The sequence below is a fragment of the Mucilaginibacter sp. genome (genome assembly GCF_036383575.1).
Taxonomy (GTDB): Bacteria; Bacteroidota; Bacteroidia; order Sphingobacteriales; family Sphingobacteriaceae; genus Mucilaginibacter.
Genome location: NZ_DASVOB010000484.1, coordinates 12,576 through 28,075, shown reverse-complemented (window position 1 = coordinate 28,075; position 15,500 = coordinate 12,576). Strand labels below are relative to the sequence as shown.

Genomic DNA, 15,500 nt, shown 5'->3' with positions numbered 1-15,500 from the left:
GAAGATGAAAATAGTTTGGCTGCCGCTGGCAATCTCCTCGCGGGTAAGGCCCGAAAACTCAAATCCATAACCCGCAGGTAATGTTTTAGCACCAACTTCCTGTATAGCTTTAATGGCATCACCCGTACTGAAACCCGGTTTCGGCGCACCTGTTACCGAAATAGAAGTGAACAGGTTAAAGCGATTGATCGACTCCGGACCGTAAACCCTTTTCAGTGTAACAAACTCAGATATAGGTGCCATGGTGTTATTGGCATTGCGCACATACATATTGTTCAGACTACCTGTGGTGCCCCTGTAAGCAGCATCAGCCTGGATCATTACGCGGTATTGCTTGCCAAATTCGTTAAAGTTAGAAGCATAAACACCACCGAAATAGCCTTGTAATGCACTTAATACAGAGTTTACGGTAATGCCCGCGTCCTTACATTTAGCCACATTAACATCAACCAAAAACTGCGGGAAGTTGGTATTAAAAAATGTAGAGGCATATTGAATTTCGGGACGCTGGTTCAACGCACCGAGGAACTTGCCGTTTATTTCGGCGAATTTCACAATGTCGCCCCCGGTTTTATCCTGTACCTGGAACTCGAAACCACTGCTGTTACCAAAGCCCTGTAAGGTTGGCGGAGCAAAAAACAGAACAGTAGCACCTTTAACCCCGGCTGTCATACCAAAAAGTTTACCGATAACAGTGTTCACATCTGTTCCTTTGGCAGTACGTTTGTCCCAGGGTTTCAGCTTGATCATGATCAGGCCGTATGAACCGCCTGCACCACTCAAGATCCCCTGACCAGCAACCCTGATGGTCGACTCCACTTCGGGCAGTGACCTTATCATGCCCGATACCTGGTCGATAACCTGGGTGGTACGCTCCAATGACGAAGCAGGCGGCAACGACACATCGCCAATAATAAATCCCTGATCTTCATTGGGCACGAAGCCCGATGGCGTTGTTTTAAGCAGGAACCAGAAAATCAAACCAAAAACAGCGATCCCCGCAATAGCAATCCATTTTTTAGCGGCAAGAAAGCCAACCGATTTTTTATACTTACGGGTAAGTGTATCAAAGCTGGTATTGAAAGCTGTATAAAACCGCTGCAAAAGACCTGTTTTATGATGCTCTCCTTCGGGATGAGGCTTCAATAACAACGCACACAATGCCGGGCTTAATGTTAAAGCATTTACAGCGGAAATTAAGATAGCGATAGCAAGCGTTAAACCAAACTGTTTGTAAAACACCCCGGTTGAGCCGGTAATAAATGAAACCGGGATAAACACCGCCGCCATTACCAAAGTAATGGATACAATAGCCCCGCTGATATCATTCATGGCGCTGATGGTAGCTGCTTTTGCAGATTTGGCACCATGATCCAGCTTGGCATGTACGGCTTCGACCACCACAATGGCATCATCCACCACAATACCGATAGCCAGCACCATGGCGAACAACGTAAGCAGGTTAATGGTAAAGCCAAATAATTGCAGAAAGAAGAATGTACCTACAATAGCCACCGGCACGGCAATAGCAGGGATCAGCGTAGAACGGAAATCCTGAAGGAATACAAATACTACGATAAACACCAGTATAAAGGCCTCAATCAGCGTATGTACAACCTTTTCTATCGAGGCATCTAAAAAGTCGTTAACGCTAAAAAGGGAAGTATAGCTAATACCCGTAGGGAACGTTTTTGAAGCGGCCTCAATGGTTTGCTCACAATTTTTAATTAATTCATGCGCGTTTGAACCGGCAGTTTGATAAATGGCTATACCTACAGCCGGTTTGCCATTCATGGTAGTAGCATTAGCATAGCTTTGCGCGCCAAGCTCAACCCGTGCTATATCTTTCAGGCGCAATAGTTGTCCCTTTGTTGATGAGCGGATCACGATGTTTTCAAACTCAGGTACACTTGTAAGCCTGCCTTTGTACTTTAACACGTACTGGAACGACTGGTTATTGTTCTCACCTACTTTACCCGGTGCGGCCTCAATATTCTGCTCAGCAAGGGCGTTGTTCACATCATCGGGTACGAGGCCATAAGTAGCCATTACATCAGGTTTTAACCAAATGCGCATAGAGTAGTCCTGTATACCAAATGATGACGCGTCGCCTACACCATTGATACGCTTGATCTGCGGCAGCAAGTTAATGTTGGCATAGTTTTGCAGAAATTTCTCGTCGTAGCTTTTGTTGTCGCTCGCCAGGGTAAATACCATCACCATGCTGCTTTGACGCTTGCTGGTAGTAACACCGGCCTTTGTAACTTCGGCAGGAAGTAAACTGGTGGCTTTTGATACCCTGTTCTGCACGTTTACTGCTGCCAGATCGGGATCGGTACCCTGTTTAAAATATACGGTGATAACTGCGCTGCCGTCATTGCTTGCGGTAGAGGTCATGTAGGTCATTTTCTCCACACCGTTGATTTGTTCTTCGAGCGGTACAATAACGCTTTTCATTACCACTTCGGCATTGGCACCCTGATATGATGCTGATACCTGCACCGTTGGCGGCGCTATATCGGGGTATTCGGATATGGGCAAGGTTGTAAGGCCCAGGATACCCAGTATGACTATAATTACCGATATCACGGTAGATAGTACTGGTCTTTCAATGAATGTACGTAACATATTATTTATGTTGATGCCAGGCGACAAAAGACACCCGGCAAGGTTGCTTTGAAAATTATTTTAGATCCTTGTATACTGCGGCACTCTCCTGCACTTCCGGCTTGATAACCATACCGTCTTTTAAGCTGCCTGCCCCGTCGGTAACAATGGCGTCGCCCGCTTTAAGGCCATCAGTAACTACATAATATTGGCCCGCTGCAAGATCCATAACACTTACCTCGGTATTTTTAACTGCTCCCTTGCCATCAACCACGTAAACAAAATGCTTGCCCTGCAATTCGTATGCGGCTTTTTGAGGGATCAGCACGGCATCTTTGATTGTTTGGGGGATTTGTATCGTAGCACTTCCGCCGCTACGGATCAGACCAATAGGGTTGGGAAATGTTGCCCTGTAACTTGCCGATCCGGTTTCGGTATTTATTAAACCGCTGATGGTTTCAACCTTACCTTTTTCGGCATAAGTGCTGCCATCGGGCAATACCAATGAAACAGGTGGCGTATTAGCCAGTTTTTGGTTCATGGTGCTCCCCTTTACCGTTCTTGAAAAATCAAGCAGTTGTTTTTCATTGAGGGCGAAGTAGGCATACACCTTACCGATATTGGATACTGTTGTTAATGGCTGCGCGGTTGAGCTGGTGATCAGGCTTCCTAATTTATAAGGAATTGCTCCAACCACACCATCAACCGGGCTGGTAATAACGGTATAGCCCAAATTGGTTTTGGCGTTGGCTAAACTGGCTTTTGCCTGTGCAAGGGCGGCTTTGCGTGCTTTTAGCGTATACTCGGCCGATTCAAGCTCGTAATGGCTGATGATGTCTTTTTCTACCAGTGGTTTGGTTTTGTTAACCTGCAGCTCGGCCGCGCTTACATCTGCTTCGGCACTGGCGATGGCTGCATTAGCGGTATTAACGTCCTGGGCATATTGCGGCGCACTGAGTTTGAATAGCAGCTGGCCTTTTTTCACCACGCTGCCTTCATCAATATAGATCTGGTCGATGTAACCATCAACCTTTGGGCGGATCTCGATATTTTGCTGCCCCTGAAGTGTAGCCGGGTATTCGCTGTTCAGCGTGGCATCATGTAAACTAATTTTTAAAACCGGGTAGCTTTGTGGTGGCTGGGGAGCACCCGCGGCCATAGCACCGCCCTGGTTTTGACCACCGCCGCATGACGACAATAAAATTAAGGCGGCACTAAAGCCGGTTAGCAGTTGAACTGTATTTTTCATAAATATAAACTTGTAGCTATTTGATTGAATTGATATAAAAGGCATTGCAGGTTATTTGGGTGTTAATTATTCTGTTTGACAAATGCGTTAATAACAGGGTAAATTTTTTATTGGAAAATCATATTACAGATCATCTTTTTCCGCTCGTTAATGAGGCAGGCATAGCTTTCATTACTCAGGTTAAAAGCCTTTCGGTATATGGGGCTCATGATAAGTGGGTATGACATCAGCGAAAATAGGTTGAGCACAAAATGTACGGGGTTCATCGGGGCGATATTCCCGGCTTCCATCTCCGTGTTGATCTGTTCAAGGAACATACTGATGTGATGAGGCTTGATTTCGTCGGTATACTTACAGGCATTTGAGTTGATCTCGGTGATCAGGAAGGTTTCCTGGTAAGGGTAAGTGTTGGACTCGGTTAAAAACAAGTCGATAAAGTTTTCGATCTTCTTTTTAAACGGAAGTTCGGATGCCATAACAGCATCAAGACGTGTAGTTAAAGCAAGCATCGCCTCTTTAAATACCTGTTCAATTAATACATCTTTTGTACGGAAATAGTAATTTAACAATGTGCGACTTACTCCTGCGGCATCGGCAATATCCTGCGTGTTTGCATGAAGCCGGCCCTCGGCAAAAAAAATGTGCTTGGCGGTGTCCTTAATTAATTGCTCGGCACCTGTGTCCCTTATCGGCATAAACAAACCTGGTGTTTAACCAGGCACACTATTACGCCCGGTCGCATCAAAAATCTGATGACGAGGCAAAATTGGTTCAATTATCGTCTTTGCAGAATGTTTAAAGGATGGAGCAATATGTCAAAAAGTCGTTTTTGCTAAAAAGATTGTAATAGAATAGCAATAATAATTATACTATTACAACGATACTATTAATTTGCGATTAAAATTACAACAAAGAACATATACCCCCATAAGATTGGGCGGAGAGAGCCTTCAGAGAGCTACGATGTACCCACAAGTTTTCATTTAACAAAAATGTCATTTCGAACGAGCAAGCAAGGGAAAAGCGGCGCGAGGAGAAATCTTCTACACCATACACAGCTGTAGTGGCGCTTACAGAAGATTTCTCCTCACCATCAATGCGCAATCACGTCCAAGGTTCGTTCGAAATGACATTTTAGTATTTATTAAGGGGTTTGGCGGTATTTACTGGGACTGATACCGCATTGTTTTTTGAAAAACTTACTAAAAAAGAACTGATCGGCAAAGTTGAGATACGCCGCCACCTGGGCTATGGTTAATGCCGGATCATTTAAGGCAACCTTTGCTTCCATGATCACTATTTCGTCAATAAACTCGCCTGCTGTTTTACCGGTTACCTCTTTTACCGTTTGGGAAAGGTATTTAGGAGTAATGTTCAACATAGCCGCGTAGGCCTGTACGCTTCTTTCTTCCTTGAAATACTGCGGAAGAATCTTCAGGAAACGAAAAGTTAATTCCTCCTTACGCGTACCTTTTATCTCTCCTAATTTTTCCTGCTTCTTATATAAGGCACTTACCTCATAAATAAAACCGGTGAAAAGGTTTAGTAGTACTTCATCCTGAAAAGCAAGCTCATCGCAGATGTCTATTTTACTTTCAATGATATCAAGGATTGCTGTAAGCGGGGCTATAGACTTTTCACCGGTAACCAACAAGGGGCTAACCTGCGACGACAAAAAATCAAATGCCTCAACATTTTTGGTGTGGATACTGGTAGCTGATAAATAAGCCGAGGTAAATATGACCGAGGTAAGTCTGCAATCCGGCGAAACATTAAGAAACTGGCGAACGGTATTAGGCGCGATGAGCAGTATATTGTCCTTTTTTACATTATACTCCAGTAGACCTACATTGATGGAAAAATCGCCTTCATGAACCAGCGTAAAAGAAAAATGATCTGACCTGAAAGGGTACAAAATTGGCACTTCAATATCACCCGGGCTAAATGAGGTTACATACAAACCCTTATGTTGACTTGTAATGCCAAGCGGAGCAAGTAATTGCTCCATGGTATGCGTCTGTACAGGCAGGATCTCTTTTGGCATAGTAGGCAATAATAACTATTATTTACACTAATTATTACGAATTGGATCGAATTACACGAATTAGCTGCCAAGTCCCTAATTCGTGTAATTCGATCCAATTATAAACGCCTTGCCAAGGCATTCGTGTATATCAGCTCATCGACGGGAACGAGATCCCTTTGATTTTCCTGAACAATTCAACGGCATACAGATCTGTCATGCCCGAAACAAAATCAAGGATGGTTTGGATCTTTGAATAATCGTCTTCCTCTTTGGTTAAAAATTGTTTGGGGATCAGCTCAATCAATTTGCTATGATATTTTGAATTGTTTTTTAAATAAGCGGGAACAAACTCTTCCAGCAAACCGCCCATTACTTTATATCCCGCAACCTCTTTTTGTACAACCGAGCTGTAGTTGTAGATCTTTTTTACAGATACTTTTTCGATCGATTTCATCGCAGACCGCAACGGTTCTTCAATAGCGTCCATCAACGCCGAATTAAAATCGCCATTCATGATCTCTTCCTGTTTGTCATAAAACAGGTTTGAGCATTGGTTTACCAAAGTGTTTATTGCTATCGCCCTCAAATAGCCCACTTTAGCATCTGTATCATCAAACTCTTCCAATCGCTCTTCCATCCTTGGAATAGTACACAATGGCATCAGCAATGCTTTCACTTCCTCATACGAAAGTATTTTAAGCCGATGAGCATCTTCCAGATCAACAACGTTGTAGCAAATGTCATCCGCAGCCTCAACAAGGTATACCAATGGGTGCCTTTTATAAATAAGTTCATCACCCTCTACCCTGATCAACCCCAGATCAATTGCTATCTTTTCGAAATCCTGTTGGTCGGAAGCGAAAAACCCGTACTTCTTACGATAGATGACCCCTTTTTTATGTCCGGCTACAGATGAACATGGATATTTTGCAATTGAAGCTATGGTTGAATAGGTTAATGCCAAACTCCCCCGGCCTTTACCGGCAAACGGATGCGTTAATAATCTTAAAGCGTTAGCATTACCTTCAAAATGCGTCAGATCTTCCCATTGCTGAGGGCTAACAGTATCTTTGTAACCCTTACCGTCTCCTTCAGCAAAATAGTGTGAAATAGCCGATTCGCCTGAATGTCCAAAAGCGGGGTTACCTAAGTCATGAGCCAGGCAGGCAGCCGCTATCATATTACCGATCTCACTGATAAGAGGATACTTCTTTTCTACTTCGGAATCTTCCTTAAGCATCCTGTTAAAATGCATACGGCCCAATGAACGCCCTACACTGGCAACCTCTAAACTATGCGTAAGACGATTGTGTACAAAAACGCTCCCCGGCAAAGGGAAAACCTGGGTTTTATTCTGCAACCTCCTAAATGGTGATGAAAAAATTATCCGGTCGTAATCTTTCTGAAATTCCGATCGTGCATCGATATGGTTTGCAATATATTTATCCTCGTAACCCCAGCGTTTTGCCGATAATAGTTGATCCCAGTTCATTATAGTATGATGTGTATAGGGCGGCAAAAGTAGCCATTATACCCGAAAGAAATACGGGATATTAATCCGTGCTAAGGGAAACCATATTATGACAATATGAGCTGATATCAGGTTTATTTCAATAATTTATCAATCACTGAAGTTACCTTCTCTTCAAAATTATCATCATAACCAGAGAACACATTAGCTATCTTCCCCTCTTTATCAATAATATAAAAAGTAGGAAATCCGCTTACATGATATGATTTAACAGCATCGCCCCGATTTACATAGATAGGATATTTCAGATTGTTAATTTTTCTGAATTTCACAATAGCACTTTTGCTATCCCGCTCTGTCATGCTCGCTATCGCAACATTTTGATTTTTATATTTCTCTTGAATGTTATTGAGCGGCTTAACAGAAAGCATACAATAATAACAACCGATAAAAAAGTAATCCAGCAATACCACCTTGCCCCTGAATTTAGATAATATGATCTTTTTTCCATCCACCCCATCTAATACCAAATCTGGAGCAACCGTTCCCTGTGTCAACAACTCAAGTTGAGGCTCGTTTTTCTCCTCATGAAACCCTTTAGGAATGATCAGATCGGCTACACCGAGATCCTGATCAAACTTGTAATCAAAATAATGGTCTTCTGAATAATAATTGGTTATGGTATTCCCTATTTCCGCACTTCTGGCGTTACGTGTGATGCATACAGGCATGTCAGAAACCTTATCAATAAACAAATGTAAACGGGTATACAGATGTTCTTTATTAACGATGGTATCGCGGCTATTAATAATTAAGTGCGAACAGATGGCACCATCAATTGTAGTATCAGCAGCACTTGTTATTGCGTATGGCTTTTTCTTTACAAAATCATTAATCCAATTTAAATCGACAAGCAAATTAAGCACTGCGTAAGTCTTAAACTCTCCTATTCTATAGGTGCTGTCGCTGGGATTTAAGCCTATTCTGTTTTTCCCGTTATATAATTCTGTTCTGATCAAGTCGCCGGCTTTGCTGAGGGTCTCCGTTCTATATAAGTAACCCAAAGCATTGTTTTCAGGTGCTTTTAAAATAAAATTTCGGGTTTGCCCGCTTGAAGTATCAGTTGTAAAAAAATCCTTTATTTTATTTGTGTGCCGATAACTGAAGTTCTTGTAGTGATCAATTTTATCGATAGTTTTTTGAACTAAAGTTGCCTGGGCGCTTACATTTCCGCTGTACATAGCAAATGCGATGCAAACGGATGCCTTAAATGTTTTAATAGAGGGAATCGTCATTTGTAATAGGTTTTAAGTTATCATTATAACGCAAACCAATACAGCTTATTCTCTTAACCGTCTAAATCCGTTATTTTCCCAGCGCTTACACCACCTCAAAATGCTGCCGAAACTTTTCCTCTTCCAGATCCAGCAGGTCCAATTGTTGTTTTACAATATCGTCGCTGATGTTTTCTTTTTTGTTGAGGGTTAACAGCAGGGCGCGCTGCTGATCCATTACGTCGTTTAAGATCATGCGATAGTCATGATAAAAGGTGTCAGCACGCTGTTCGCTATTGTCCTGCTCCCAATCCTTCAGGAGTTCCATATCGGCGCTTAACCTCAGTTTAAAGGCCTTTACCATATCGTTATCCGCCAAATTATCCGCATATTTATCTTCAAGTATTTGCAAAGCCAGTTTTGATAACTTCTTCCTTACCAATTGTTTTTGCTGTTCAGGCGAACCTATATAATCACGATCAGGCATATTTACAAGCTTTACCAATATTGGCAAGGTAAGCCCCTGTACAACCAGTGTAAACATGATTACCACAAAGGTGATAAACAGAATAAGGTTTCGTTGAGGAAAGGCTGCCCCTGAAGGTAAAAGCTCGGGAATACTCAGGGCAGCAGCAAGCGAAACCACACCACGCATCCCTGCCCAGCCTAACAACAACGGGCCTTTCCAGCCGGGACTTGGATCGGCCGTGGTAATGTAACGGCTGATAAATATGGTAAATATGGTGGCACCATAGGTACTGGCCAAACGGGCTATTATCAATACACCTGTTATGATCAGGCTATAATTTAGTGCCGGTTTAAGTCCATCGGGACCAAGTGCCTTTATAACTACCGGAAACTCTAACCCTATCAGTATAAACACAAAGCCGTTTAAAACAAAAGCTACTGTTTCCCAAACATTTATCCCTTGCAACCTACTGCGATAGCTTAATATAACATGTCTTTGGGACGAAAGGAACAATCCCCCGCTTACTACAGCCAATACCCCTGAAAAGTGAAATTCTTCCGCTGCCATGTACATGGCATATGGCGTAATAAACGTAAGGATAATATCAATATTAGCTGTAGTTGGTAACCACCGGTGTATGGTGTAAAATATAAGGGCAACAGCCAACCCGATAACAATTCCCATCACAATAACCAATACAAAGCTTAACGCAGCCTGACCAAAAGCAAATTTACCGGTAATAACTGCCGCGAGTGCAAACCTGAATATCACTAAACTTGATGCATCGTTCATGAGGCTTTCGCCTTCAACAATAGCAATAAACCGCTTAGGTACTTTGATGTTTTTCAATATAGTGCTGGCCGATACGGCATCCGGCGGCGAGATGATCCCTCCAAGCAGGAAACCCAATGGTAATGTAAAACCAGCTACAAGACTATTTGATACAAAGGCTATCAGGCAGGATGTTAAAATAACAATCAAAAACGCGAAGCTGGAGATGACCCTGCGCCATTTCCAAAAATCTTTCCAGGAAGTATTCCAGGCCGATTCATAGAGCAAAGGGGGCAAAAAGATCACAAAGATGAGGTCGGGTTGGATTTCGATACCTTTTAAAAAAGGAACAAAGCCAAGCGGCAGGCCAACTAAAACCAGTAATATAGGATAGGCAATTTTGATTTTTTGCGCCAGCATTACCACAAAGAGGATAACAACTAAAAGGCAGGCACACTGAATAATAATATGATGCAGCATATAGCTAAAATACAATTATTCGTTGAGTAAAGGTTATTTGCAAATTATTAAGCACACATTAATAAAACATGAACAAATAATCGTTTTGGCAGTTATAAAAACATCAAAAAGATCTGTTAAAGTAAAAATTGAGATCTAAAAAGATAAAATCCTAACAAACAAGGATAAAAAATAAAAATAAAGTCACTTTATATCAAGAAAAATACAAAGTCATTTGAATAGCTTCAAATATTTTGGTAAATTCGCAATCATGGCGTCGACGATAAAAAAAATATTCTTTGCATTATTTTTTTTCCAGCTTGCAATAGCTGTTGCCCCTGCTGGCGCCGAATCAATTTTAACGCACTACAAAAAATCAGGTTCATCTGCTGATATTATTTCCCTTACCCATCAAAGGATCATAGGGCAAATTCAGCAACAGGAAGTGCAAGACGATTCACCTGATTCGGATGGCAACGAAGCAGCCCATACCCGTAACGTTATCCGCTTTTTACCCAGCAGGGTAAACTACTCGTCGGCATTATTACCGGGCCAACAGCTTTTACTGGCCGATGTTATATCAATAGTTGCAAAACAACACAACCAGAATAAATCCATTAAGGGCTTTTTGCCTGCATATTATAATTTTCTCTTCAGGCTCAGTCCGTTCTGATTCTTTTTCCGTCTCAAATGCCCTTCGTGGCAAATCCCTGTTTTAAACAATCAAATTTAACATTGGCTAACAGTACGTGATATGCACTGCTTTGCCTATTACCCCCATTCGGAAAAAATGAAAAGGTTAATTATTTATATGCCCTTACTGGCCATAGTTGCCGGTATATTTGTCACGGGCTGCTCTTCAAAAGCTAAAACCAGTAGCGAAACTGCTGCTTCAGATACCCTTCAGCTGCCTGTGCTTACCTTAAATACACGAGATACAGTTCTTCAAAAATCATACGTTGCCGATATTCAGGCGCAAAAAAACATCGAGATCCGCTCACGTGTTCGCGGCTTCCTCGAAAAAATATATATCGACGAAGGCAAGCAGGTTAAAAAAGGTCAGCTTTTATTTAAACTTAACGACCAGGAATTTAAAGTAAACCTGTCAAAAGCGAAGGCTGCGCTAAGCAACGCCATGGCCGACGCCAAAGCGACCGAACTTGAAGTAACACGGGTTAAACTACTGGTTGACAAGAAAGTAATTTCCAAATCAGAACTTGAAGTTGCCGAATCAAAAATGAATGCCGACAAGGCAACGATTGAAGAAGCCCGCTCCATGGTACAAAGCGCCGAAGATCAATTGGCTTATACTTACATCCGTGCACCGTTTGATGGCATCATAGACAGGATCCCGCTTAAGTCGGGTAGTTTAATTGATGAAGGCACATTGCTTACCAGTCTTTCGGATATCAGCTCGATGTATGCTTATTTCAGTTTTCCCGAAAATGAATACCTGCAATATATCCGCAAAAAAGAATCGGCCCCCGGGCAAACAAGCGATAAGGTTAAATTGGTATTAGCTGACGGACTGGACTTCCCCTATCAGGGCGAAATAGAAACTGTAGAGGCGGAAATTGAGCAGAAAACAGGCTCTATCAACTTCAGGGCAAAGTTCCCAAATCCGCAAAAGTTGTTAAGACATGGTGCTACCGGCAAGCTTTTCATCTCCACCAAAGCAGATAGCGTGATCATGGTGCCGCAGCAATCGGTATTTGATATCCAGGATAAAAGCTACGTATACATAGTTGACAAGGATAATAAACTGCACATGCAGGCATTTTTGCCGCAAACCCGTTTTTCTACCTATTACATTGTAAAAGACGGCTTAAAAGCAGGCGACAGGATCTTGTTTCAGGGAGCGCAAAACGTGCGTGATGGCATGATCATTAAACCAAGGAAAATGGCAAAAGACTCATTGCTGGCAATGAAGTAATCAGTTGCCCATGTTTCCATTTCCAGGCTGCGCAAACGCGCGGCACAGGTTTATTGTACACTTACCCTAACAAACTATGTTCGAAACTTTTATAAAGCGACCAGTGCTGTCGCTTGTTATCTCATTGATAATTACCATGCTGGGCGTGCTGGCATTAATAACGCTGCCCGTTACCCAGTTCCCTGATATCGTACCACCATCGGTAACCGTAACCGCCAACTATACCGGCGCCAACGCCGAGGTATGCGCCAAAGCCGTAGCTACCCCTCTGGAACGTGCTATCAACGGCGTTCCAGGCATGACCTACATGTCTACCGTTTGCAGTAACGACGGTTTAACGGTGATCCAGATTTACTTTAACGTTGGGGTTGACCCCGACCAGGCCGCGGTGAACGTTCAAAACCGTGTAGCCACCATTATTGACGAAATGCCGGAAGAAGTTATCAAAGCCGGCGTTACCACCGAAAAAGAAGTGAACAGCATGCTGATGTACCTGAACATCATGAGCCAGGATACCAGCATGGATGAAAAGTTCATTTATAACTTCACTGATATCAACGTTTTACAGGAACTTAAGCGAATTGATGGTGTAGGCAGGGCCGAGATCATGGGCGCTAAGGAATACTCCATGCGTGTATGGCTTAAACCCGACAGGATGATGGCTTACAAGGTATCTACCGACGAGGTGATAGACGCCATCCGTGCCCAAAACGTTGAAGCCGCCCCGGGTAAAACCGGCCAAAGCTCGGATAAAACCCCACAGGCGCTACAATATGTATTGCGCTATCCGGGTAAGTTTTTTGAGCCCAAACAATATGAAAACATTGTGATCCGCGCCGAGGAAGATGGTTCGGTATTAAGATTGAAAGAAATTGCTGATGTTGAATTTGGTTCGTTAACCTACAGTATGGTATCCAATACTGATGGCAAACCATCGGCGTCAATCATGATAAAACAACGCCCGGGCTCAAATGCCCGCGAGGTGATCAACAACATCAAAACCCGCATGGCCGAGCTTAAAGAAAGCTCTTTCCCGGCCGGGATGACCTTCAACGTAAACTATGACGTATCGCGCTTTCTGGATGCATCCATACATGAAGTATTACGTACGCTGGTTGAGGCTTTTATACTGGTTTTCATTGTAGTATTTATTTTCCTGCAAGATTTCCGGTCTACCTTAATTCCCGCTTTGGCCGTACCCGTCGCCCTTATCGGCTCACTGTTTTTTATGCAGATGCTGGGTTTCTCCATCAACCTGCTCACGCTGTTCGCATTGGTGCTGGCCATAGGTATTGTGGTGGATAACGCGATTGTTGTGGTGGAAGCCGTGCACGTAAAAATGACCGAAAACCATATGAATGCTATGGATGCCACGGTAAGCGCCATGCGCGAGATCAGCGGGGCTATTGTGGCTATTACACTGGTTATGTCGGCGGTGTTTGTGCCGGTGGCCTTTATGTCGGGACCGGTTGGTGTGTTTTACAGGCAGTTTTCGCTTACGCTGGCTATCTCTATTGTGATATCGGGTGTGAATGCATTGACACTCACTCCTGCCCTTTGCGCTATTATGCTTAAACATGACCCTGCGCCTAAAAAGAAAAACCTGATACAGCGTTTCTTTGGTGGCTTTAATAAAAGGTACGACGGGTTACAGAACAAGTATTCAACCTTCATGACCTACCTGTCGCCACGCAAGGGGATTACTTTAATATTGTTGGCAGGGTTCTTTGTGCTTACATGGGGTACAAGCGCCATTTTGCCAACAGGTTTCATCCCAACTGAAGATCAGGGCATGCTCTACGTTAACGTGACCACTCCGGCCGGTGCAACTGTTGAACGTACCGAACAAGTACTGAAAGAGATTGAAGCCAAAACCAAATCGATGAAATCTATCGAATCGGTTTCAACCCTTTCGGGATATAGTTTGGTGAATGAGATTGCCGGTGCATCGTACGGTATGGCCATGATCAACCTTAAACCATGGGACGAACGCAGTGAATCATTGGATGATATCATTGCCGAGCTGACTGCAAAAACAAAAAATATCGGCGATGCTTCGATCCAGTTCTTCCCTCCGCCTACCGTGCCGGGCTTTGGTAATGCCAGCGGTTTCGAGATTCGCGTACTTGACAAAAGTGGCCAGGGCGATCTGCAAAAAGCCGCCGAGGTTACCAAAAACTTTGTTGACGCGCTTAATGCCTCGCCGGAGATCGCAGGGGCATTTACCAGTTTCGACCCTAACTTTCCGCAGTATATGATCTCCGTTGACCAGCAAACGGCGGCACAAAAGGGTATTACTGTTGACAAAGCAATGTCGACTCTGCAAACGCTGATGGGTAGTTTTTACGCCTCAAACTTCATTCGCTTTGGGCAGATGTACAAGGTGATGGTACAAGCCTCGCCCGAATACAGATCACGCCCCGAGGATGTGTTAAACCTGCAGGTTAAGAACGATAAAGGCGAAATGGTTCCATTTTCTACGTTCATAAAAATGGAGAAAGTATTTGGCCCCGAGCAGCTTACCCGTTACAACATGTACACATCGGCCATGGTAACCGGCGATGCTGATAAAGGTTTCAGTAGTGGTGACGCCATCAAGGCAATTGAACGTATCGCTGCCGAAAAACTACCGAAAGGTTATGCTTTTGAATGGTCGGGCATGACGCGCGAGCAGATCCTGTCCGGCAACCAGGCTATCTACATTTTTGTGATCTGTTTGATATTCGTTTACCTGCTGCTGGCTGCCCAGTACGAAAGTTTCCTATTGCCGCTTCCGGTTATCCTCTCGTTGCCTACCGGTATTTTCGGCGCATTCTTTTTCCTGAAGATAACCGGGCTCGAAAATAATATTTACGCACAGGTAGCCTTGGTTATGCTTATCGGTTTGTTAGGCAAAAACGCCATTTTGATAGTTGAGTTTGCTATCCAAAGGCAAAAAGAAGGACTTACCGTTTTGAAAGCAGCTATTGAAGGCGCGGTTTCCCGTTTGCGGCCGATATTGATGACATCCCTGGCGTTCATAGCCGGTTTGATCCCGCTGTGCGTAGCCAGTGGCGCGGGTGCAATGGGTAACCGTTCTATCGGTACAGCCGCCGCAGGCGGGATGCTGATGGGAACTATTTTCGGACTAATACTTATTCCAGGACTGTATGTAATCTTCGCGGGATTGGCTGAGCGGAACAAAAAGAAAAAGCCCACCGAAGAAGCGGTTCATCATGAACTGGATATCGTTAATAATTAA

The 15,500-nt window shown here is 43.5% G+C and carries 10 protein-coding genes; 3 read left to right on the top strand and 7 right to left on the bottom strand.

Features of this window, described 5'->3' with window-relative positions:
- The 7 genes from VF500_RS17405 to VF500_RS17375 all read right to left on the bottom strand — a co-directional run.
- The coding region (locus VF500_RS17405; protein WP_330860900.1) for an efflux RND transporter permease subunit at window positions 1-2,628 on the bottom strand (2,628 nt) is incomplete at its 3' end.
- Between the two features lie 55 nt (window positions 2,629-2,683).
- A complete protein-coding gene (locus VF500_RS17400; RefSeq protein ID WP_330860899.1) occupies window positions 2,684-3,856 on the bottom strand; it encodes an efflux RND transporter periplasmic adaptor subunit in 1,173 nt (390 codons plus the stop codon).
- A 107-nt stretch (window positions 3,857-3,963) separates the two neighbouring features.
- Window positions 3,964-4,551, bottom strand: a complete 588-nt coding sequence (locus VF500_RS17395) for a TetR/AcrR family transcriptional regulator (protein ID WP_330860898.1) — start codon at window positions 4,549-4,551, stop codon at window positions 3,964-3,966.
- A gap of 449 nt (window positions 4,552-5,000) precedes the next feature.
- Window positions 5,001-5,900 (bottom strand): helix-turn-helix domain-containing protein, encoded by a 900-nt coding sequence (locus tag VF500_RS17390; RefSeq protein ID WP_330860897.1) that lies wholly within the window; start codon window positions 5,898-5,900, stop codon window positions 5,001-5,003.
- A gap of 130 nt (window positions 5,901-6,030) precedes the next feature.
- Window positions 6,031-7,374, bottom strand: coding sequence for a deoxyguanosinetriphosphate triphosphohydrolase (locus VF500_RS17385; protein ID WP_330860896.1), 1,344 nt, complete (start codon window positions 7,372-7,374; stop codon window positions 6,031-6,033).
- 113 nt (window positions 7,375-7,487) lie between these two features.
- On the bottom strand, window positions 7,488-8,648 hold the full coding sequence (locus VF500_RS17380) for a TlpA disulfide reductase family protein (protein ID WP_330860895.1): 1,161 nt from the start codon (window positions 8,646-8,648) through the stop codon (window positions 7,488-7,490).
- Between the two features lie 85 nt (window positions 8,649-8,733).
- Window positions 8,734-10,347: a Na+/H+ antiporter gene (locus tag VF500_RS17375; RefSeq protein ID WP_330860894.1), complete on the bottom strand. Its 1,614-nt coding sequence runs from the start codon at window positions 10,345-10,347 to the stop codon at window positions 8,734-8,736.
- 250 nt (window positions 10,348-10,597) lie between these two features.
- Between VF500_RS17375 and VF500_RS17370 the strand changes: the two genes are divergently transcribed.
- From VF500_RS17370 to VF500_RS17360, 3 genes are all read left to right on the top strand, one after another.
- Window positions 10,598-10,999 (top strand): hypothetical protein, encoded by a 402-nt coding sequence (locus tag VF500_RS17370; RefSeq protein WP_330860893.1) that lies wholly within the window; start codon window positions 10,598-10,600, stop codon window positions 10,997-10,999.
- Window positions 11,000-11,116: 117 nt separating this feature from the next.
- The gene (locus VF500_RS17365; protein WP_330860892.1) at window positions 11,117-12,259 is read left to right on the top strand and encodes an efflux RND transporter periplasmic adaptor subunit; all 1,143 of its coding nucleotides are present in this window, start codon (window positions 11,117-11,119) and stop codon (window positions 12,257-12,259) included.
- Window positions 12,260-12,335: 76 nt separating this feature from the next.
- Window positions 12,336-15,500, top strand: coding sequence for an efflux RND transporter permease subunit (locus VF500_RS17360; RefSeq protein WP_330860891.1), 3,165 nt, complete (start codon window positions 12,336-12,338; stop codon window positions 15,498-15,500).